Below are 20,629 nucleotides of genomic sequence, written 5' to 3' on the forward strand. Positions count from 1 at the left end.
GGGGCGGAGGGGGGCCGGCCGGGCAGAACTCCTGCGGATCGGCGCGCCCACGGCCCGCGGCGACCGACACCCGACTTCCAGCAGGAGTTGTGCCCGCCCGGCGTGCACCCCGCTCACGCCGTGTAGTCGAATCGGCTGATCTCCTCGAGCGCCTCGACGACGAACGACACGCTCTGCTCGAACAGCTCCGCGCCGTGGGCCGCGTTGGCGCCGGTCGGGTCGCCGAGCACCCCGGTGGGGCCGAAGTCGTTGGAGAGCCACCCGAAGGTCACGGGCTTGCCGTTGAAGCCGATGTGCCGGAAGTCGCCGATGTGTGCGGGCACGGTGGCGGCGAACTGCGACGCGTCGACGAGCTCGGGGCGCAGGTGCATGATCATGCTCGTCTCGCCGTGACCCGCGTGGATGCCGGTGCCGTGCTCGTCGGGGCCGCCGTCGGTGCCGTCGAACGACGGTACGCGCGCGGCGGGCATGAAGAAGGTCCGTAGGCCGAAGCGGCGGCGCAGCTCGCGGTTGGCGACGTTCAGCAGCGCGACGTTCCCGCCGTGGCCGTTGAGGAACACCAGGGTGCGCGCTCGTGTGGTCAGGAGCGAGCGGCCGATGTCGACGACGGTCTGCATCATCGTCTCGGGCGTGAGCCACAGCGTCCCGGGCGCCCACGAGTGCTCGTCCGACTTCGTGATCGACAGGGTCGGCAGCTGCCACACGTCGAGACCCATCGCGGCGGCGCGCGCGACGGCCGCCGTGGCGGAGGCCTCGGCGACGATGGCATCCGTCGCCAGGGGCAGGTGCGGGCCGTGGTGCTCGATCGCACCGGTGGGCAGCACGACGATGGACTTCTCGGTCAGGGCCTCGGCAGCCGCCGGACCGCTGAGCTCGGCGAGCAGCCGGGTCATCGGATCGCGCCCTTGCGGGGGCCCGCGTAGGTCGGGTCGAGCTTGCCGGGGTTCAGCAGGCCGTGCGGGTCGGTGATGCGGGCGGTCGCGGCGGTCTGCTCGACGTTGAAGTCGACGTTCCACTGGTGCGGGTTGTGTACCCCGACGCCGAGGGCGTTGAGGTCGGCGATACCGCGGTAGACGTCTTCCTCGCTGACGTAGGGCGCGGCGAGCATGCCGATCGGGTGCTGTTTGGTGGACTCGATGTGGAGCTTCCCGCCGGGGAACACGGCCTCGACGGCGTCGACGTTCTCGGCGAGCGGTGTGCCGGCGACCTCGAGGTGGAACACCTCATGCGGCTGGCTCTTCTGGTACCACTCGATCGGGTGGTTGTAGCTGAGCATCGACAGGCGGATGCTCGCCTGCGGCCCCTCGCGCACCGCCTCGACGCGGCCGCCCGCGCCCTCGACGATGGCGGTGACCTCGTCGATGAGCGATGCGTCGATGATCGCCCGCAGGCTCGACCGGCCGGCCGGGATGGCGTCGTCGGAGGGGAGGGATGCCGCGATCTCGGGGCCGTCGCCGGAGACCAGGCGCGGAGCGGGCTCGAGGTTGCCGATGGTCTGCAGCACGGACAGCGTGCCCGCGAAGTCGGGGAAGCTCGCCCACAGGCCCCGCCACTCGCGGAGCGGTTCGAGGCGTACCGTGGCGCGCACGATGACGCCGGCGGTGCCGTAGTTGTGCACGTACTTCTGGGCCTCGTCGCCCTCGACGTGGACGATGTCGGCGCTGCCGTCGGCGTGCACGACGTCGAGCGCCGCGACGAAGCCGCGGTCGTTGGAGCCGTGCTCGATGGAGCCGGTGCCGCCCGAGCCGCCGGAGAGGAAGCCGCCGAGGGTGGACTGCGCCGTGGAGGGGTACATCCACAGGGCCTGTCCCGCCGCCCACGCGGCCTGCTCGAGCAGCACCATGGGCGTGCCGGCCTCGGCGGTGATGAAGCCGTCGCCGACCTCGACGATCGCCTTGGCGCGCGTGGTGTCGATGACCAGTCCCCCGTGCATCGGGATGCCCTGGCCGTAGTTGCCGGTGCCCTTGCCGCGCACGGTGACGGGCACGCCGTGCCGCGCGGCGGCGGCGACGGCGATCGCGATCTGCTCGGCATCCGCGGGGAACACCACCAGGTCGGCGAGTCCGAGGGGGAGCTTGGCGGCGATGATCGGCGACATCGGCGACCCGTCGACACTGGCGCGCTCGCGCACGCGCGGTTCGGTGCTGACGGCGGCGGGGCCGAGCAGGTCGAGCAGGTCGTCCTCGAGGGAGAGGACGCGGGTGGCGGTATCGCTCATGGGTGTCTCCGGGTGACGCGGATGGGGTGGATGCCAGGGGTCGGGGCTGCGCGGGGGCTGCGGTCTCGGCGAACCGAAGCAGCGGCGGGCGACGGCCCGGCCCGCGCGAGGCGGGCCGGGCCGGTCCGGGTCAGAACGAGATCGAGGTGTCGATGAACTCGTTGGTGTACAGGTCGGCCGGGGTGTAGCCCGACGCGGGCGGGGTGCCGAGGTCGGTGTAGACCTTGCTGGCCTTGTCGAAGAAGTCCGCGAAGCGGGCGTCGTCGAAGTTGCCGTAGGTGGAGTCGGGGCCGTCGCCGACGAGGCCGAGGTCGACCTGCGTCTTCACCGAGTAGTCCGCCACGCCCTGCGTGTAGGTCCAGCCGGTGTCGTACTCCTCGACGAGCTGGAGGATGAGGTCGTTCGCCGCGGTCGGGTCGTCGTAGTACGCCACGCCCGCCTTCTGCAGCACCGGGACGAGCTTGGTGAGGCAGGGCGACAGCTCTTCGAACTGGTCGGCCTTAACCGACATCGATGACTGGTAGGTCTGCCACCCCGAGTCGTGGATGAGGGCGAACTCGACGGGCTTGCCCCAGGCCGAGACCTCGTTCTGGTAGACGTACGGCTCAGCCGAGGCGAAGCCCTGCTGCATGTCCTTGCCGCCGGCGGCGACGAAGTTCGACGGGGTGCCGTCGTACGAGCCGTCGAGCACTTCGGGGCTCGCGAGACCGGCGCTCTTGAGGTACTCGATGTACGCCGAGCCGTCGAAGTACCGCCACACGCCGCCGTTCGACTCGAGGGCGGGCTTGACGTCCTCGATGGTCGTGACGTCGGGGTACGTCTCGGGGTCCCACATGACCATGGTCGGGCTGATGTCCAGGGGCGCCATGACGGCCTTGGTGGGGGTGGTGCTCGAGAGCTGAATGGCCTCGTCGGTGCTGACGTAGCCGAGGGTGATGGCGTCGTCCTGGTACATCTGCGCCGAGACGGTCTGGAAGCCGATCGCCGGGCCACCGGCACGGATCTCGAGGTTCACACCGGTGTACTCGCCGTCCGACATGAGCGGCCCGGTGACCGCCTTGGTGTTGGCGTCGACGGTGAAGTCGTCCTTGATCATCTCGTAGAGGTGGCCGTGCTCGGCCTCGGGGTTCCAGTCGGTCTGGACGACGACGGTCGCGGGGCAGTCGGCCGACAGGTCGACCGAGCCGACGGTCAGGTCGGCGCTCGGGGCGGTCTCCGCGGCGCTGCCGGCGCACGAGGTGAGCGTGAGGGCGATCGCGAACGCGCCGGTGACGGCGGTTCCGCGGACGAGGGTGCTGCTCTTCATGCTGTTTCGCTTTCTGTGACGGGTGGAGCACTCGGGTACGGAGGTGGTGCGGGAGGGGCGGATGCCACGGCCGCGGGCGCGCTGGAGGGCGCGGTGCCGTGGCATCCGGGGTCTGTGCGGTGGGTGCGGGCCGCGGCCCGCGGCGGTCAGTTCGTGGCTTCGTACCAGCGGCCGACGGCGACCTTCGACAGCCAGCCGAAGAAGGCGAAGATGGCCACGCCGAGGAGGCACGCCGCGAGGATCGAGGCGAACAACTCGGCGCTCTGGAGTCGGGACTGGTAGTTGGAGATGAGCGAGCCGATGCCCGGCTCGCCGCGGCGGAAGAAGTAGTCGCCGACGATCGCGCCGATCACCGAGAGCCCGGCCGAGGTGCGCATGCCGACGAAGATCGAGGGGAGCGCCGCGGGCAGGGTCAGCTTGGTGAGCACCGTCCACTTGTTGGCTTTCTGCAGGCGGAACAGTTCGCGCTGCGACTTGTCGACCGACTGCAGGCCGAAGAGGGTGTTGGAGACCATCGGGAAGAGGGCGATCAACACGCAGACGATGACGCGGGCCAGGAATTCGTATCCGAACCAGAAGCCCACCAGGGGCACGAGGGCGAGGATCGGGATGCACTGCAGGATCACCGCGTAGGCGTACGTGCTGCGCTCGACCCACCGGGCCAGTGACATCGCGATGGCCCACCCGATGCCGATCACCATGGCGATCGCGAGTCCGGTCAGGGCGACACCGGTGGTGCGGAACAGGGCGGTCCAGATGTCGACGCTCACCTGGGGGTCGAAGAAGCCCTTCGTGAACATCTCGTGCGGCATCGGCAGGAGGAACCCCTTGCCGGTGGCGTTCAGCACGCCCGAGATGACGTACCAGACCCCGAGGAGCACGACGAGGACACCGAGCGGTGGGCCGGCCAGGAGGAGGGCGCGGGCGATCGGTCCCCGCGGACGTCGTGACGCCCTCGGCGGTGCGGCGATCGGCGGGGTGGGGGTGGATGCCAGTGGCTCGGACGTCTCGGAGACGACCGGCTCTGCAGAGGTGGTGCTCATGAGTGTCCTTCCCGGAGGGCGTGGGAGACCTCGCCGACGAGTCGGGCGAACTCGCCCGTGTAGCGGATCTCGGGGTCGCGCGGCATGTCGAAGGGGACCTCGAACGTGTCGACGAGGTGGCCGGGGCGGCCCGACATGACGACGACTTTGGTGGAGAGGTAGACCGCTTCGGAGACCGAGTGGGTGATGAAGAGACCGCCGAACTTCTGCTCGACGAAGATCTTCAGCAGCTCGTCGTTCAGTCGTTCGCGGGTGATCTCGTCGAGCGCGCCGAACGGCTCGTCGAAGAGGAACAGCTCGGGGTCGAGCGTGAGGGAGCGGGCGAGCGAGGCGCGCATCTTCATGCCGCCCGACATCTGCTTCGGCAGGTGCTTCTCGAAGCCGTTCAGGCCGACGAGGTCGATGGCCCATTGCGCCTTCGGTGTGCGCACCCGCTTGGGTTGCCAGTTGAGTTCGGCGAGCAGCTCGACGTTGGACCGCACGTCGCGCCAGGGCAGGAGCGTCGCGTCCTGGAAGACGTAGCCGATGCGGTCGGTGTTGACGGTCGCGGTGCCTTCGCTCGCGGACTCGAGGCCCGAGGCGATGCGCAGCAGCGTCGATTTGCCGCAGCCGGAGGGGCCGACGACGCTGACGAACTCGCCGCGCTGCACGACGAGGTCGACGCCCGAAAGAGCGGTGGTGCCGTTGGGGAACGTCATGGCGACGTTCCGGAAGTCCAGCAGCGGCGCGGCGGGGTCCGCGAGCGTGGCTGCCGGGGAGGGGGAGGCGAGGGTCACGGAACGCTCACTTTCCGGTCGGGACGAGGGTCGGGATCGCCGGTGCGGGTGCGTCGGCGGGCGGGGCGGGGGCGGCGATGCGGGTCGAGACGGTGGTGCGGGAGACGAGTCGGCCGCGGTGCAGGACGACGCGGTCGGCCGAGGCGAACGCGACGGCCTCGCCGAGCGAGTCCGCGCGGACGGCGACGAGGTCGGCACGGGCGCCGGGGACGGGCCCGGCGAGCGGGAGGCCCATGACGTCCCGCGCGCCGGTGGTCACGGCATCCACGGCCTCGTGCGGAGCGAGGTGTCCCGCCGCCACCAGCAGTGACGCGGTCTCGAGATGGTCGCAGCGGCCGACGGGGTTGAACGGGTCGCGCACATTGTCGGCGCCGGCGGCGACGCGCACCCCGGCGGCCTTGAGGCGGCCGATCGGCGCGATTCCACGGGGCACCGCGTGGTCGGCATCCCACCCCTGCAGGTAAAGGTTGGTGATGGGGAGGGCGATGATGCCGATGTCGGCGTCGCGCACGTCGGCGGCGAGGGCGACGAGGTCTTCGGTCGGCATCATGCTCAGGCGCACGCAGTGCCCCGCCGTGCGGGGACGGTGCCAGCCGGTCACGGCCCGCGCGTAGGCCGCGAGCGTGTCGGCTCCCGCGAGGCTCTCGTCGGTGTGCAGGTCGATGCCGACATCGCGGCGTTGCGCGAGCGCGACGAGGCGCTCGAGGTCGGCGATCGGATCGTCCGCGAGATGGGGGGCGCCGCCGACGAGGTCGATGCCCGCGTCCAGCGCCGCGTCGAAGACCGCGTCCGGCACCGTGGGGCCGCCGAGCGCCACGAGCTCGATGTCCATGAGGCCCGCGAGCTCTTCCCTCAGCCGCACCAGCGCTCGGACTCCGGTGAGGGCGTCGGCGCCGCGGAGGAGGTCGACGTGCGTGCGGACGGCGGTGATTCCGGATGCCAGCATCCGCAGGGCCGTGGAACGCGCGCGGTCGAGAGTGTCGTCCTCGTCGAGCGTCATCGCGAAGGCGTGCCAGCTCTCGATGGCGCGCTCGAGGTCGCCGAACGGGGGCTGGATGGCATCCCACGACTGCGACTTGTCGAGGTGGGCGTGGGGTTCGGCGCCCGCGGCCGTGACGACGTAGCCGTCCAGGTCGAGGCTTTCGCCGCCGGTGTCGGGGAGCGGGCTCCCGGCCGGCACCACGGCGACCACCGTCTCGCCGTCGATCGCGATGTCGACGAGCGCGCCCGAGGCCAGCCGCGCGTTGCGGATGGCGGTGATCGACACGGGTGGAGCGGCGGACACGGGGACCTCCGAGAGGTGTGAGAAGGGATGCCGCATCATCGAGGCGCGCCGTCGGGAGCGGCGTCCCAGTGTTGGTGTGACCAACATCTGAGGTTGTTCCGATGCTAGGAACCGGTCGTTTCCGACGTATTTCCCGCTCGTGACCCTCGTGACAAACCTGCGCGACCGCCCCCGGCCGGAGGGGGCGCCCAGGGTCAGACGTGCGGCAACGAGGCGTCGCGCGCCTCGCGGTAGACCGTGTCGATCCGTTCGACGTGACGATCGAAGTCGAGCGCTGCGGCGCTGTCCGCCGCCCCCGACGTGACCGTTCGGCGGAGGTCGGCATCGGTGACGAGGCGGCGGAGGGCCTCCGCGAACGCCGCCGGAGTGGCATCCGCTGCCACCAGACCGTTCGCGCCGTGGACCACGAGATCTCCCGCGGCCGCGGGCGTTGCGACCACGGGGCGTCCGAGCAGAAGGCTCTCGGCGACGACGAGACCGAACGTCTCGGGCCAGAGCGAGGGGAAGACGAGGGCCGTCGCGGAGCGGATGAGGGCACCCTTGTCTTCGGCATCCACCCACCCGACGTAGTGGACGCCGTCGGAGGCGGCCGCCTCGACGGCCGCGCGTTCGGGGCCGTCCCCGGCGACCACGAGGTCGGCGTCGAGGCCCGCCAACCGCCACGCTCGCAACAGCAACTCGATGCCTTTCGCGCGCTGCAGCTTGCCGAGGAACACCAGCCGGGGTCGTTGCGGTGGTTCCGCAGCCTCCGCGGGGACCGTGGGCGCGGGCCACCCGTGCGGGACGACGAGAACCGCCGCACCCCCGTGCCGGAAGCCGAGCGTCTCGTGGCGCCGACGCGTCCGTTCGCTCGGAAACACGATCACGGTGGAGCGCCGTGCCGACAGGGACACCATCCACGCCCGGACGCGCTGCGCGAACCCGAGCCGCGGCGGGAGCCCGCCGGCGCGCTGCGTCGTGGAGGAGGTGTCGACGAGACAGTAGTCGTGCGTCGTGTGCACGACGGGGGCGTCGCGGGCGCGCAGCACGCTGGCCCCGACCCCCTGGAATCGGTGCACGTGGACGACGTCGCGATCGCGCTGCACGTCCCGATACGCGCGGGGAAGCAGCACGCTGTGCACGAGGTCCAGCGTGTGGAACGTCATGCGGGCGAACGCGGACGACCCGCGCCGGTCCGGCGCGTACGGGCGCCACGTGGGTCGGATGGAGAGGGAGATCCCCGCCGCGGACACGCGTGCCGCACTGTCGTCGTCGGCGATGGCGGTGACGATCTCGACGTCGTGGCCGCGCGCGCGTTGCGCCGCCGCGAGGGCGAAGAGGTAGGCCTCGGCGCCGCCCCACGGGGTGAGGAGCGTGCTGTGGAGGTGGGTGATTCTCACGGCGGTTCGTCCTTCTCCTTTCGAGCGGACCGAGACCGCCGCCGCGACACACGGTAAACCGCGCCCCGAGCACGCGTCTCTCCCGCGTGCCAGGGTTCCGTCCGCCTGGTCTGTCGTTCACTCGCCGCATCGCGACTGTCGGGGCCGGACTTCACCCAGGCGGGGGAGCCCGGGAGGCCGGGACGCCCGCGCCCCGCGGCGGTCAGGCTGGGAATCGTGTGCCGACCGCGCGGCACGAGTGGAGGGTGCATGCGGATCGTCAGCCTGTCGCCGGTCGTGCCATACGAGGGGATCCCGCACGCGGGCGGCCAGTACCTTCTGCGGCACCTGCGCGCGCTGCGGGATCGGGGGCACGATGTTACGGTCGTCTCGTTCGCCGACCCCGAGAACCGCACCGCGTCCGACGCGCTCGCCGGGGTCGCCGACGTCGTGCTCGTCCCCGTCGATGGCCTCGGCCGTGGACCGCTCCGCCGGCTGCGCGCCACGATCGAGCGCCAGGAGCAGCGCCTCTTCCCCGTGCGTCCGGTCTCCCGCCGCCGCCGGGCGCTGCGCCGCAGCGCCGCAGCGCGCGCGGCCGTGGCCGCCGCGGACGCGGTCGAGTACCAGTGGACCGAGTCCGGGTGGTTCGGCGTGCATCGCCGTCGCGCGTCGGCGCGTCACGTCGTCATCGCCCACGACGTGGTGCTCCAGAACTACGCGCGCTTCCTCGCCGCCGCCGGAACAGGCTGGCATCCGCGCGTCCTCCTCGCCCGGTGGCGGTACGCGAGTGTCCGCCGCGACGAGCGACGCATCTATCGCCGTGCCGATGTCGTCGTCTCCTTCAGCGCGAAGGATGCCGCGCTCGTGCGCCGGGTCGCTGTGGCACCGGTCCGCGCGGTCGTCGTCCGTCCGCCTCTCGCCGACGGTGTCTCCCCCCGTCCTCGCTCCGGCGATCCTGCGCCCACCGTGCTGTTCGTGGGGGCGTTCGACCGGTCGGTCAACGCCGACGCTGCCGTGTGGACGATGACCGACATCGCGCCCCGCGTACTCGCGGCGTGTCCTCGCGCTCGGTTCGTCTTCGCCGGCGCGCACCCGACGGATGCCATGCGATGGCTCGCCGCGGAGGCGCCGGACGCTTTCGTCGTCACCGGTCGCGTGGACTCGCTCGACCCGGTGTACGAAGCCGCCGACGTCGTGCTGGTGCCGCTGCGCGCCGGAGCCGGCGTGAAGTTCAAGACCGTCGAGGCCATGCTCCGCGGCATCCCGGTGGTGTCGACCGCGATCGGCGTCGAGGGCATCGTGGGCGGCCGCATCCGCGCGTTCGCCGTCGAGGACGACGCGGAAGATCTGGCCACCGCACTCGTCGGTGTGCTGGACGATCCCGCCGCCGCACGAGATCAGGCCGCACGGACGAGGGATGCCGCGGCCGACGAGTTCTCGCGCGAGGCGTTCCTGCGCGCGCTCGCCGACGTCTACGAAAGGCCGCTCCCGTGATCGATCCCCGCCCCACCGTCGCCGGAGCGACGGTCACCTACGGCTCGCGGCACGAGTCCTGTCTCGCGGTGGTCGAGCGGATGATCGACGCCGGCGTCGACACGGTGCTGATCGTCGACAACGGTTCCGCGCCCCCGTCCTCCGCGGCGCTCGACCGCGTCGCCGCCGAGAGCGCCGGACGCGTCGTCGTGCACAGGATGCCGCGCAACGAGGGATCCGCGCCGGCCTTCGGCGCCGCGATCGCCCGGGCATCGGCCACGGGAGCGGACTACGTGTGGCTGCTCGACGACGACAACCTGCCCGAGCCGGGTGCCCTGGAGCGCCTGCTCTCGACCGATCGCGCGCTGCGCGACGCCGGCCATGATCTCACCGCGGTCGCGCCACTGCGCGTCCCGGGCGCCGACGCCGCGACGATCGCCGACGTCGCAGCGGAGGAGCGGGTGAGGGAGAGCCCCCGGGAGTCGATCTCGTTCGCGGGCGTCGAGGCGGGCCTGTTCGCCCGCCGCTTCCTGGAACGGATCGGTCTGCGGCGTCCTCACGCCGTCGCCGCGGGCGACGATCTGTCGTACGCCCCGTACGGGGGACTTCTCGCGCGGGCCGAGGTGCTGCGGCGGATCGGTCAGCCGCGCGCCGACTTCGTGCTCTACGGCGACGACCTCGAGTACACCGCGCGCATCCCCGCGCGGGGCGGTCGGCTCGTCCACGTCCGTGACGCGGTCGTCGTCGATCCCCGGGGCGAACGGTGGATGCCGCCGGGATTCCAGGTGCGGGCGATGTTCCTGTCGACCAATCCGGCGTTGTTGTACTACTTCCTCCGCAATCGCGTGCATCGCGAGCTGGCGACCGGGCGACGGTGGAGTGTCCCGCGCGCGGTGAACGCGGCCCTGTTCCTCGCCCTCTGCCTGGCGTGTGCGGTCGCGACGCGGCGGTGGCGTCCGATGCGCGTGATCCACCGCGCCGTCCGTGACGCCCTGTCCCACCGCCTGGGCAGGCGGGTGAATTTCTAGCCGGGATCAGGTGATGGATCGGGCGAGCCGCCGGGTCACAGCTCCAGCGTGATCCGCGGGCACGCGGCGCGCGACACGCACAGCATCATGGTGCGGTTCGCCTCCTGCTCCTCCGGCGAGAGGACCGAGTCGCGGTGCTCCACCTCCCCATCGATCACCGGAACCTCGCACGTTCCGCACGTGCCGACGCGGCAGCTGGACGGCACAACGGCGCCGTACTCCTCGACGACGTCGAGGACGGACTTCTCCGGCGGCACGGTCACCGTCAGGCCCGACATCATGAGGTCGACCTCGAACGGCTCCGTCCACACCGGCGGTCCGAGCACCTTCGCCTCGAACCGCTCGACGTGCAGGCTCCCGCGCGGCCAGCCCGACATCGCGGCATCCAGAGCCTCCAGCAGCCGGGCGGGCCCGCACGCGTAGACGACCCCCCGCGCCACCGGAGTGCCCAGGCGCGCCTCCAGGTCGAGGCGACGCCCCTCGTCGGCCGCGAACACCTCGACGCGGCCCCCGTAGCGGTCGGCGAGTTCGTCGGCGAACGCCATGGTGCGGCGCGAGCGGCCCGCGTACAGCAGGGTCCAGGCCGAGCCCGCCGCCTCGGCGGCCTCGATCATCGGCACGATCGGCGTGATCCCGATGCCGCCCGCGACGAAGACGTACGAGCGCCCGGCGGTCGGCGCGAACAGGAAGTGGTTCGCGGGGCCCCGCACGCGCAGCGCGGCCCCGGGGTGGGCGTTCTCGTGCAGCCACACGGATCCCTCGCGCTCGCGGAGGACGCCGATCCGCCACGTCGCGCGATCGCTGGGTGAGCCACACAGCGAGTACTGGCGTTCGACGCCGCCGGGGAGCACGACATCGATGTGCGCCCCCGGTGACCAGTGCGGGAGTGCTCCGCCGGCGCGTTCGAGATCGAGGACGACGATGCCGTCCGCAGCCTCGCGACGCGCGCGCACGCTCACCTCGAACGTCAGGCCCCCGCTCATGTCTCTCCTTCGCCGGGGTCGGGGGTGCCGTGCACCCGTTCCTTCACGATCAGCAGCCGGTACGGCGCACCGCCGGGCGAATGCCAGCGGTGCGGTGTGCCCGAGCGGCAGTACACCGAGTCGCCCACCTCGAGCGTGGTCTCGCCGAACGGGCCGAGGGAGACGACGATCGATCCCTCCAGCACGGTGAGGAACTCGTCCTCCTCGTGGACGTAGTGGTCTCCGGGCTCGGCGTTCGCGCCGGTGAACTCCAACGGCTCGAAGCGTCGCGGACCCTCCGCGAGCAGACGTGCGCTGCCCTCGGCGTAGGGGCCGACGAGCCCCTCGTCCGCGCGCACGATGGTCGGGTGAGTGCTCTCGTCCGGGCGCGGGGGTTCGGAGGCGGCGATGAGCTCGACCCGGCTCGTGCCCAGCGCGCGCGCGAGCCGCTCGAGGCTCGCCATGCTGGGGCGCGCGAGCCCCCGTTCGAGCTGACTCAGGAACGGATGCGACAGGGCTGCCGCTTCGGCCAGCTGGGTCAGCGTGAGCCCGCGGGCCTTGCGCAGACCGCGGAGGTGGGCGCCGAGGCGCTCGTCACCGGTCGCGGGATCGTCGGCGGGAAGTGCGGGCGCCATAGTGGTCATCGTCCCACCCTCTCGAACAATCGGGCGGTGATCTCCGCCTCGTCGGCGGACCGGAGGCATCCGTCCTCGACCACGACGCGACCGGCCACGACGACGGTCCGCGGACGGCGCCCCGGTGACGCCCACAGCAGGCCCGCGACGCGATCGTCCACTCCGGCGTCGGCGACGCCCGAGACGTCCCAGAGGCACAGGTCGGCGGCAGACCCCGGCGTGAGCCTGCCGAGCTCGGGGCGCCCGAGACCGTCCGCCGACCCCGCAGTGGCCATCGCCAGGACCGCGGATGCCGCGAGCTGCGGCCCGACGAGGGCCGACACCTGCATCGCGAGGCGCGCATCCGCGAGCAGGTGGCCGGCGTCGTTGCTGCCCCCGCCGCTCGTTCCGAGCCCCACCGGGATGCCGGCATCCCGCAGCTTCGCGACCGGGGCCACGCCCCAGCCCATGGGCACATCGCATCCGGGCGCGTGTGTCGCGGTCACGCCCGCCGACGCCAGACGCGCGATCTCGCCGTCGGTGACCCCGCACAGGTGCGCGAGGGTCACATCCGGGGCGAGCCAGCCCCACTCCTCCAGCAGGTCGAGCGGACGGCGGCCGTAGCGCTGCTGCGCGACCTCGACATCGACCACCTCGTTGGCCTGCGTGCGCCGGCGCAGCCCGCGCCGAGCAGCGACCTCGGCCAGCAGGGCGAACGTCTCGCGCGAGTCGCTGTGCACCCCGGCCGGCCCCACGGCCACCTGCAGCATGCCGTCGGCGGTGACCCCGTCCGGGCAGCCGTCCACGAGCGCGGCGGCGATGGCTTCGGCCGACAGCGCGGCGTGCTCCGGATCGTCCCGCGCAGCACCGCGCACGAACGCCAGTCGCACGCCGAGATCGGCGGCCGCGTCGGCGGCGGCCTGCGCCATGCCCACCGTGTCGGCATCGTCCGGCCAGGTGAGGTGGTGGTCGGCGACCGCGGTGACGCCGCTCAGCAGGGCCTCGGCGAGCCCCGCTCGCGCGGCGATCCCGGTGAGTTCGGGGTCCACTCCCGCCGCCGCGTACGCGGTCGCCATCGCCGGGAGCCACTCGCGCATCGGGATGCCGCGGGTGCCCGGAAGCGTCCGGAACGCCGTCTGCAGCAAGTGGTGGTGGGCGTTGACGAGACCGGGCGTCACGACACACCCGTGCGCGTCGAGCACCGTCGCGCCGGCGGGGGCGGGAGCGTCGATGACGACGCCATCCACGCACACGACGTCACCGCTGCGGACACGCCCCTCGGCCTCGACGACGGCGTGGGCGCCGCGGACGACGAGAGCCGTCATCGAACGGCCTCCGGCACGGGGAGGGAGCAGGCTGTCGCGCTCGCCGCGTGCAGGGGTCCCTCGCTCGTGCGCAGCGGCCGCGCGTCGGCGCCGGTACGCGCCGCGACGATCTCGGCGATGACGGACAGCGCGGTCTCCTCGGGGGTCCGTGCCCCCAGGTCGAGTCCGAGGGGGGAGTGCAGCCGGGCCAGCTCGGCCTCGGTCACGCCCGCCTGCGTCAGCAGAGCGGCGCGATGGGCGACCGTCGCCCGCGACCCCATCGCACCCACGAAGCCGACCGGAAGACGCAGCGCGGCGCGCAGAGCCGGAACGTCGAGGCGCTCGTCATGCGTGAGCACGCACACGGCCGTGCGATCGTCGGGGGCCTCGAGCGACGCCAGGTACTCGTGCGGCGGGGCGACGACGAGTTCGGATGCCTCCGGGAATCGCGCGGCGGTGACCAGGAGGGCCCACGCGTCGCACACCGTGACCGCGAAGCCCGCGGCCGCCCCCACGCGACACAGGGCGGCGGCGTGCTCACCGGCGCCCAGGACGATCAGACGCGGCCGGGCGGGTCGACGCAGTGCCAGCACCGGGCCGTCGTCCAGGGCGAGGTCGATCGAGCTCTCGCGGCCGGCCGCCGCCGCACACAGCGCCTCGCGTACCCGCGGGTCGGTGCCGTCGATGGGATACGCGACCACCTCGATGGCCCCGCCGCAGGCCAGTCCCGCCGCGACGACCGCGTCGTCCGGTCCGGTGAAGCCGAAGCTCCCGCGGCGCACCTCGCCCGACCGCAGAGCGTCCAGCCCCAGCATGACCGCGTCGCCTTCGACGCACCCGCCGGAGAGCGACCCGACGACGCGCGCGTCGGAGGTCACGGCGAGAGTCGCGCCCACCCCGCGCGGCGCGCTGCGCACGACCCGGGTGACCGTGACCGCGGCGACGGGCACGCCCGCGTCCACCAAGGGCAGCAGGTCGGCGGCCAGTTCGAGCATGCTCGCGACCGTATCCGCGCCGTGTTTCGCGCACGCTACGCTGTCGTGACCATGCCCGCCGAGCCCGTCTCCGCCCCCGTCGACGGGCGGGCGGACGCTCGGCCGGCCGGGCTCGTGCTGGCGGCCGGGGCGGGCCGCCGCTTCGGGGGCCCCAAGGCTCTCGCGCGCGACCGGGACGGCGTGCCATGGATCCATCGGGCCGTGCGGGCCCTGCGCGATGGCGGCTGTGATCCCGTCGTCGTCGTGCTGGGAGCCGCGGCCGACGAGGCGGCTCCCCTCGTCCCCGCGGGGGCGAGAGTCACGCTCGCCGCATCCTGGTCCGACGGGGTGTCGGCGTCGTTGCGCGCGGGCCTTGCGGCCGTGGCATCCACTGCCGCTCCCGCCGTCGTGGTGGTGCCGGTCGACACCCCCGAGCTGCCCGCCGCAGCTGTGGCGCGACTCGTCGACCGCGCACGCAGCGTCGCCCTGGCGTACGCGACGTACGCGGGAGCCCCGGGGCATCCGGCGCTCCTCGGGCGGGAGCATTGGGATGCGCTGACCGGCGCAGTCCGCGGCGATGTCGGGGCAGGCCCCTACCTCCGCGCGCACCGCGCCGAGGCCGTCGAGTGCGGTGATCTGTGGTCCGGTGCCGACCGCGACGTGCCGTAGCGGGGCGATTCGCGCGACACCGACCGGTCCGGCATCCCCCGCCGTGCCGTCGTTCCGTTACTCGTTCGTTGCATTCGACCACGGCCTCGCATCTGGACAAATCCCGCGGGCCGGGGATATGTTCACGGAGCCGTCATAATTGCGACGGAACCAGGAAGCCGGGACGAGGACGTACCCGATCCGACGCCGGGGGGCGGCGGATGCGGCCACGGGGGTCCCTGCAGTTCAGAGAGGAACGCAGATCACAATGCTGAAGAAAATCCTGACCGGTGCGGCCATCGCGGCGCTGGCCGTCGGCCTCGGAGCCTGTAGCTCGACGCGGCCCGCGGACGGGGGCGGAGACGCCGCCGGCGGCACCAGCGAGTGCAACGTGGGCATCGCGATGCCCACCCGCAGCCTCGAGCGCTGGATCAACGACGGCGAGCAGCTCCAGAAGAAGCTCCAGGACGCCGGTTGCACCGTCGACCTGCAGTACGCCGACAACAAGACCGACCAGCAGATCAGCCAGATCCAGAATCAGATCTCGGGCGGCGCGAAGATCCTCGTGATCGCCGCGATCGACGGTTCGACGCTCGGCCCCGTGCTCGAGGAGGCGAAGTCGCAGAACGCCACCGTGATCGCTTACGACCGTCTCATCAACGGCAGCGAGAACGTCGACTACTACGCCACCTTCGACAACTACAAGGTCGGCACCCTGCAGGGCCAGTTCATCGAGGAGCAGCTCGACCTCGCGAGCGGCGCCGGGCCGTTCAACCTCGAGCCCTTCGCCGGCAGCCCCGACGACAACAACGCCAAGTTCTTCTTCGCCGGCGCCTGGGACGTGCTCCAGCCGTACGTCGAGAAGGGCCAGCTCGTCGTCCCCAGCGGCAAGGCGCCCGCCAACGACGACGCGTGGGCCAGCATCGGCATCCAGGGCTGGGCGTCCGACAAGGCGCAGGCCGAGATGGACAACCGCCTCTCGTCGTTCTACGGCGACGGCAAGAAGGTCAACGTGGTCCTGTCGCCCAACGACAGCCTCGCGATCGGCATCGAGGCATCCCTCAAGTCCGCCGGCTACACCGCCGGCGCGGACTACCCGATCATCACGGGTCAGGATGCCGACAAGGCCAACGTCAAGGCGATCCTCGAGGGTCTGCAGGCCATGACGGTCTGGAAGGACACCCGCGCGCTCGGTGACCGCGTCTTCACGATGATCGAGCAGATCACCGCGGGTGAGGAGGTCGAGGTCAACGACACCGAGACCTACGACAACGGCAAGAAGGTCGTGCCCTCCTACCTGCTCACGCCTGAGGTCGTCGTCAAGGACGACGTGCAGACCAAGCTCATCGACTCGGGCTTCCTCAAGGCCTCCGACGTCGGGCTCTGATCCACCTCTGCGGCGGGGCGGGTTCGCCCGCCCCGCCGCTCTCCGTCGCCTCGGGGCGACGCCACGACCTGTCGCCGCACGGCGACGGAGGGAGACACCATGACCGAACCGATCCTGCGCATGTCGGGGATCTCCAAGTCGTTCAACGGCGTTCCGGCCCTTGCCGACGTCTCGATCGACGTGCACCGCGGAGAGGTGCACGCGATCTGCGGCGAGAACGGTGCGGGCAAGTCGACGCTGATGAAGGTGCTGAGCGGGGTCTACCCGGCGGGAAGTTTCGAGGGCACGATCACCCTCGAGGGCGAGCCCGTCGCCTTCCGGTCGATCAACGACAGCGAGGCCGCCGGCATCGTCATCATCCACCAGGAGCTGGCGCTCAGCCCGTACCTCTCGATCGCCGAGAACATCTTCCTCGGCAACGAGAAGGCCAAGCGCGGCGTCATCGACTGGAACGCCACCAACACCGCCGCCGCCGAGCTGCTCACGCGCGTGGGTCTGCGGGAGAACCCGGCCACGAAGATCTACGAACTCGGCGTCGGCAAGCAGCAGCTGGTCGAGATCGCCAAGGCGCTGGCCAAGGAAGTGAAGCTCCTCATCCTCGACGAGCCCACCGCCGCCCTCAACGACGACGACTCCGCGCACCTGCTCGACCTCATCGACCAGCTGCGCGACCAGGGGATCACCTGCATCATCATCAGCCACAAGCTGAAGGAGGTGCTGCGCATCGCCGACCGCATCACGATCATCCGCGACGGTCGCACCATCGAGACGATGCTGCGCGACGATCCCGACACGGACGAGAGCCGGATCATCCGCGCCATGGTGGGACGCGATCTCAACAGCCTGTTCCCCCCGCGCGAGCCCGACATCGGCGACGAGCTGTTCCGCGTCGAGCACTGGACCGTGCACCACCCGGTCGACACGGAGCGCGTGGTCATCGACGACGCGTCGTTCATGGTGCGGGCGGGCGAGATCGTGGGCTTCGCGGGCCTCATGGGCGCGGGCCGCACCGAGCTGGCGATGAGCATCTTCGGCCGCATGTACGGCACCGGGATCTCCGGCGAGGTGTACAAGAACGGCGAGCAGATCGACGTGCGCACGGTCGACGCGGCCATCAAGCACGGCATCGCCTACGCCACCGAGGACCGCAAGCGCTACGGTCTCAACCTCATCGGCGACATCCAGGTCAACGTGTCGGCCTCCGCACTGTCGCGTCTCGCGCGCCTCGGGGTCGTCGACCGGTATCGCGAGTACAAGGTCGCCGATTCCTACCGCTACAAGATGAACATCAAGGCGCCCAGCGTCGCCGCGATCACGGGGCGCCTGTCCGGAGGGAACCAGCAGAAGGTCGTCCTGTCCAAGTGGATGTTCACCGGTCCCGACGTGCTGATCCTCGACGAGCCCACCCGCGGCATCGACGTCGGGGCCAAGTACGAGATCTACGGCATCATCAACGAACTCGCGGCCCAGGGGAAGGCCGTCATCGTCATCTCGTCGGAGCTGCCCGAGGTCATCGGGCTCTCCGACCGCATCTACACCATCTCCGAGGGGCGCATCACGGCCGAGGTCAGCCGTGACGACGCCACGCAAGAGACGCTCATGCGGCACATGACCGCCGGAAGGAACTGACAGCAATGGCCACCGCATCCACCCAGACCGTCGAGGCTCCGACGCAACCCGGACCCCGCCGCCGCGGCCTGCTGGCCCGCATCAACTTCCGCCAGTTCGGCATCCTCGCCGCTCTGGTCATCATCATCGTGCTGTTCCAGGTGCTCACCGGCGGGCGCCTGCTCCTGCCCGGCAACGTCAACAACCTCATCCAGCAGAACGCCTACGTCCTGATCCTCGCGATCGGCATGGTCATGGTCATCATCGCCGGACACATCGATCTGTCGGTCGGGTCGGTCGTGGCCATGGTCGGAGCCATCGCGGCGATCGCGATGAACCAGTGGGGGCTGCCCTGGTACATCGCGGTGCTGCTCTCGCTCGTCGTGGGCGCGGTGATCGGCGCCTGGCAGGGATTCTGGGTGGCGTTCATCGGCATCCCGGCGTTCATCGTGACCCTCGCCGGCATGCTGCTGTTCCGCGGTCTCACGCTCGTGCTGCTCACCGGTGGAACGATCAGCGGTCTGCCCGACGGATTCACCGCGATCGGTGCCGGCTGGCTCCCGCCCGTGCTCGGCTACCTGGGCAACTGGGACAGCCTGACCCTTCTGCTCGGCGCTCTCGCGTGCGTCGCGCTCGTCGCTCAGCAGCTGCGCACCCGCGCGACCCTGCGCCGCCTCGAACTGCCCCGCGAGGTCGCGTGGTCGTTCTGGCTGAAGAACGCCGTCGCGGTCGTGGCGATCCTGGCCGTCGCCTTCACCCTCGCCACCTACAACGGCACCCCGATCGTCCTGATCATCCTGGCGGTGCTGGTTCTGGCCTACACGTTCGTCCTGAACCGCACGACCTTCGGTCGCCACGTCTACGCGATGGGCGGCAACCTCTTCGCCGCGGTGATGAGCGGCGTGAAGACGAAGTGGGTCACCTTCTTCATCTTCGTCAACATGGGTGTGCTCGCGGGGCTGGCCGCGGTGGTGAGCACCGCGCGCGCCGGAAGCGCCGTGGCATCCGCCGGTCAGAACTACGAACTGGATGCCATTGCCGCCGTGTTCATCGGTGGCGCCGCCGTTCAGGGCGGCATCGGGACGGTCGTGGGGGCGGTCGTCGGTGGTCTGGTGATGGGCGTGCTCAACATGGGGCTGTCCATCCTGAGCGTCGACGCCGCGTGGCAGATGGCCATCAAGGGCATCGTGCTGCTGCTGGCGGTGGCATTCGACATCTTCAACAAGCGACGCAACGGCGGTGTCTGACGGGGTGGGGGCGCGGCATCCGTCCGCGCCCCCACTCCGTGGTGAACCCGCGGGTGATGCGAGAATAGGGGAGGTGCCTCCCTCATGACCCCTGCCGTGTTCGAGCCAGCGACGCCGCTCGCACCGCCCTCCGGTCGTACGACGAACGACCTGATCCGGCAGCAGAACCTCGCGTCCGTGCTGTCGCTCCTGCATCTGCGGGGAGCGCTCTCACGCGCACAGCTGGGCGCCGCGATCGGTCTGAACCGATCCACGGTGACCGGTCTGGTCATGGAACTGACCGAGCTGGGGCTCGTGCGCGAGGTCGCCGCGGGGGAGCGCACCGGGAAGGTCGGGCGCCCGACCCTCGACATCGAGCCCGAGGACCACGTCTCGGCGCTGAGCGTGCGTGCCGAGCCGCACGCCGTCACCGTGGCCCTGGTGGGGCTCGGCGGCGTCGTCCACGCCCGTTTGCGACACGACACAGCCAACGCACCGTCGCCCCGCCGCTTCGTGCAGATCGTGGCGTCGTCGGTCGAGGCGATGCGCGCCGACATCGACCGCCATTACCGCGTCGTCGGGGCGGGCCTTGCCGTACCCGGTCTGGTCAACGCGAACGGTTCCGTGCTGGTGTCGCCGACGCTCGGGTGGAAGCGCGACCCCGTGGCGGCGCGCCTGAGCGACGAGCTCGGTCTCGCGGTGACGGCCGGCAACGACGCGAGCATCGGGGCGCTCGCCGAGTCGCGGTTCGGCGTCGGCGTGGGCGTGTCCAACCTGCTCTACCTCGGCGGCGCGATGCACAGCATCGGCGGGGGGCTCATCATCGACGGCACCCTGCTGCGCGGAACCTCCGGCTACGCCGGCGAACTGGGCCACACCGTGATCGATCCGCGCGGTCGCGCGTGTGTGTGCGGGCGCCGGGGATGCCTCGAAGCAGAGGTCCGCCTCGACCTTCTCGAGCCGCTGCTCGGACGCCGCAAGCTCGACGAGGACGAGCTCGACGTCGAGCTCGGAGTCGCCCGCGATCCGCGAGTGCTGTCCGAGGTCACGCGTCAGGTGGAGGTGCTCTCGCTCGCCCTGACCAACTTCGTCAACGCCTTCAGCCCCGAGACCGTCGTGCTGTCGGGCTATCTCGGTGCGTTGCTCTCGGTGAGTCGTGAGCGGTTGGCCGAGGCGGTGCGCGTTCACCCGCTCGGCGCCGAGGGCCGGGCGATCCGCCTGGAACGCGCGCATCTGCGCTCCCGTCTGATGCTCATCGGCCCCGCGGAACTGGCCTTCGCGGACCTCCTGGCCAACCCCGCGGGCTTCCGCGGCTGACCCCGGGCCGCGCGGTCGGGGCCTTGAGTGTCCAGGACACGCGGATGCGGTGGGGTCGCGTCCGCGTGTTGTGGACACTGAACCGAGGCGGGGCCGATGAGC

General features: G+C 71.4%; 18 protein-coding genes. 7 read left to right on the top strand and 11 right to left on the bottom strand.

Annotation, left to right across the window (positions count from 1 at the left end):
• Positions 1-113: 113 nt before the first annotated feature.
• From MHY30_RS13730 to MHY30_RS13760, 7 genes are all read right to left on the bottom strand, one after another.
• Positions 114-893 (bottom strand): creatininase family protein, encoded by a 780-nt coding sequence (locus MHY30_RS13730; RefSeq protein WP_239277630.1) that lies wholly within the window; start codon positions 891-893, stop codon positions 114-116.
• Entirely contained in the window at positions 890-2,218 is a 1,329-nt protein-coding gene (locus tag MHY30_RS13735; protein WP_239277632.1) for an FAD-binding oxidoreductase, read from the bottom strand. The genes MHY30_RS13730 and MHY30_RS13735 overlap by 4 nt, the downstream gene beginning before the upstream one ends.
• A 130-nt stretch (positions 2,219-2,348) precedes the next feature.
• A complete protein-coding gene (locus MHY30_RS13740) occupies positions 2,349-3,524 on the bottom strand; it encodes an ABC transporter substrate-binding protein (RefSeq protein WP_239277633.1) in 1,176 nt (391 codons plus the stop codon).
• 146 nt (positions 3,525-3,670) lie between these two features.
• The gene (locus MHY30_RS13745; RefSeq protein ID WP_239277635.1) at positions 3,671-4,567 is read right to left on the bottom strand and encodes an ABC transporter permease; all 897 of its coding nucleotides are present in this window, start codon (positions 4,565-4,567) and stop codon (positions 3,671-3,673) included.
• Positions 4,564-5,343 carry an ABC transporter ATP-binding protein gene (locus MHY30_RS13750; RefSeq protein WP_239277637.1) on the bottom strand — a complete coding sequence of 260 codons (780 nt, stop codon included), beginning with the start codon at positions 5,341-5,343 and terminating at the stop codon, positions 4,564-4,566. The genes MHY30_RS13745 and MHY30_RS13750 overlap by 4 nt, the downstream gene beginning before the upstream one ends.
• A 7-nt stretch (positions 5,344-5,350) precedes the next feature.
• Complete coding sequence (locus MHY30_RS13755; RefSeq protein ID WP_239277640.1) at positions 5,351-6,628, bottom strand: amidohydrolase family protein; 1,278 nt, start codon at positions 6,626-6,628, stop codon at positions 5,351-5,353.
• Positions 6,629-6,822: 194 nt separating this feature from the next.
• On the bottom strand, positions 6,823-8,007 hold the full coding sequence (locus tag MHY30_RS13760; RefSeq protein ID WP_239277652.1) for a glycosyltransferase: 1,185 nt from the start codon (positions 8,005-8,007) through the stop codon (positions 6,823-6,825).
• 249 nt (positions 8,008-8,256) lie between these two features.
• Here MHY30_RS13760 and MHY30_RS13765 point away from each other — a divergent pair, with 249 nt between their 5' ends.
• Both MHY30_RS13765 and MHY30_RS13770 read left to right on the top strand, forming a co-directional pair.
• Positions 8,257-9,480, top strand: a complete 1,224-nt coding sequence (locus MHY30_RS13765) for a glycosyltransferase (RefSeq protein ID WP_239277654.1) — start codon at positions 8,257-8,259, stop codon at positions 9,478-9,480.
• The gene (locus MHY30_RS13770) at positions 9,477-10,487 is read left to right on the top strand and encodes a glycosyltransferase (RefSeq protein WP_239277656.1); all 1,011 of its coding nucleotides are present in this window, start codon (positions 9,477-9,479) and stop codon (positions 10,485-10,487) included. Before MHY30_RS13765 ends, MHY30_RS13770 begins: the two co-directional genes overlap by 4 nt.
• A gap of 35 nt (positions 10,488-10,522) precedes the next feature.
• Here the strand turns inward: MHY30_RS13770 and MHY30_RS13775 are convergent, their stop codons facing one another.
• The 4 genes from MHY30_RS13775 to MHY30_RS13790 are packed head-to-tail and all read right to left on the bottom strand — an operon-like array spanning position 10,523 to position 14,362.
• Positions 10,523-11,470, bottom strand: a complete 948-nt coding sequence (locus MHY30_RS13775; RefSeq protein WP_239277659.1) for a PDR/VanB family oxidoreductase — start codon at positions 11,468-11,470, stop codon at positions 10,523-10,525.
• Positions 11,467-12,093 (bottom strand): helix-turn-helix domain-containing protein, encoded by a 627-nt coding sequence (locus MHY30_RS13780; protein ID WP_239277662.1) that lies wholly within the window; start codon positions 12,091-12,093, stop codon positions 11,467-11,469. The genes MHY30_RS13775 and MHY30_RS13780 overlap by 4 nt, the downstream gene beginning before the upstream one ends.
• Positions 12,090-13,388 (bottom strand): amidohydrolase family protein, encoded by a 1,299-nt coding sequence (locus MHY30_RS13785; protein ID WP_239277665.1) that lies wholly within the window; start codon positions 13,386-13,388, stop codon positions 12,090-12,092. The genes MHY30_RS13780 and MHY30_RS13785 overlap by 4 nt, the downstream gene beginning before the upstream one ends.
• Positions 13,385-14,362: an XdhC family protein gene (locus tag MHY30_RS13790; RefSeq protein ID WP_239277667.1), complete on the bottom strand. Its 978-nt coding sequence runs from the start codon at positions 14,360-14,362 to the stop codon at positions 13,385-13,387. The genes MHY30_RS13785 and MHY30_RS13790 overlap by 4 nt, the downstream gene beginning before the upstream one ends.
• 51 nt (positions 14,363-14,413) lie before the next feature.
• Here MHY30_RS13790 and MHY30_RS13795 point away from each other — a divergent pair, with 51 nt between their 5' ends.
• The 5 genes from MHY30_RS13795 (at position 14,414) to MHY30_RS13815 (ending at position 20,527) form a co-directional block, all read left to right on the top strand.
• The gene (locus MHY30_RS13795; RefSeq protein WP_239277669.1) at positions 14,414-15,010 is read left to right on the top strand and encodes an NTP transferase domain-containing protein; all 597 of its coding nucleotides are present in this window, start codon (positions 14,414-14,416) and stop codon (positions 15,008-15,010) included.
• Positions 15,011-15,257: 247 nt separating this feature from the next.
• Positions 15,258-16,376, top strand: coding sequence for a multiple monosaccharide ABC transporter substrate-binding protein (gene chvE / locus MHY30_RS13800; protein WP_239277673.1), 1,119 nt, complete (start codon positions 15,258-15,260; stop codon positions 16,374-16,376).
• 99 nt (positions 16,377-16,475) lie between these two features.
• A complete protein-coding gene (gene mmsA / locus MHY30_RS13805; RefSeq protein WP_239277674.1) occupies positions 16,476-18,005 on the top strand; it encodes a multiple monosaccharide ABC transporter ATP-binding protein in 1,530 nt (509 codons plus the stop codon).
• A gap of 5 nt (positions 18,006-18,010) precedes the next feature.
• On the top strand, positions 18,011-19,231 hold the full coding sequence (mmsB, locus tag MHY30_RS13810) for a multiple monosaccharide ABC transporter permease (RefSeq protein WP_239277677.1): 1,221 nt from the start codon (positions 18,011-18,013) through the stop codon (positions 19,229-19,231).
• 84 nt (positions 19,232-19,315) lie between these two features.
• The gene (locus tag MHY30_RS13815; protein ID WP_239277678.1) at positions 19,316-20,527 is read left to right on the top strand and encodes an ROK family protein; all 1,212 of its coding nucleotides are present in this window, start codon (positions 19,316-19,318) and stop codon (positions 20,525-20,527) included.
• Positions 20,528-20,629 lie beyond the last annotated feature (102 nt).

This window comes from Microbacterium sp. ACRRU, assembly GCF_022346945.1.
Taxonomy (GTDB): Bacteria; Actinomycetota; Actinomycetes; order Actinomycetales; family Microbacteriaceae; genus Microbacterium; species Microbacterium mcarthurae.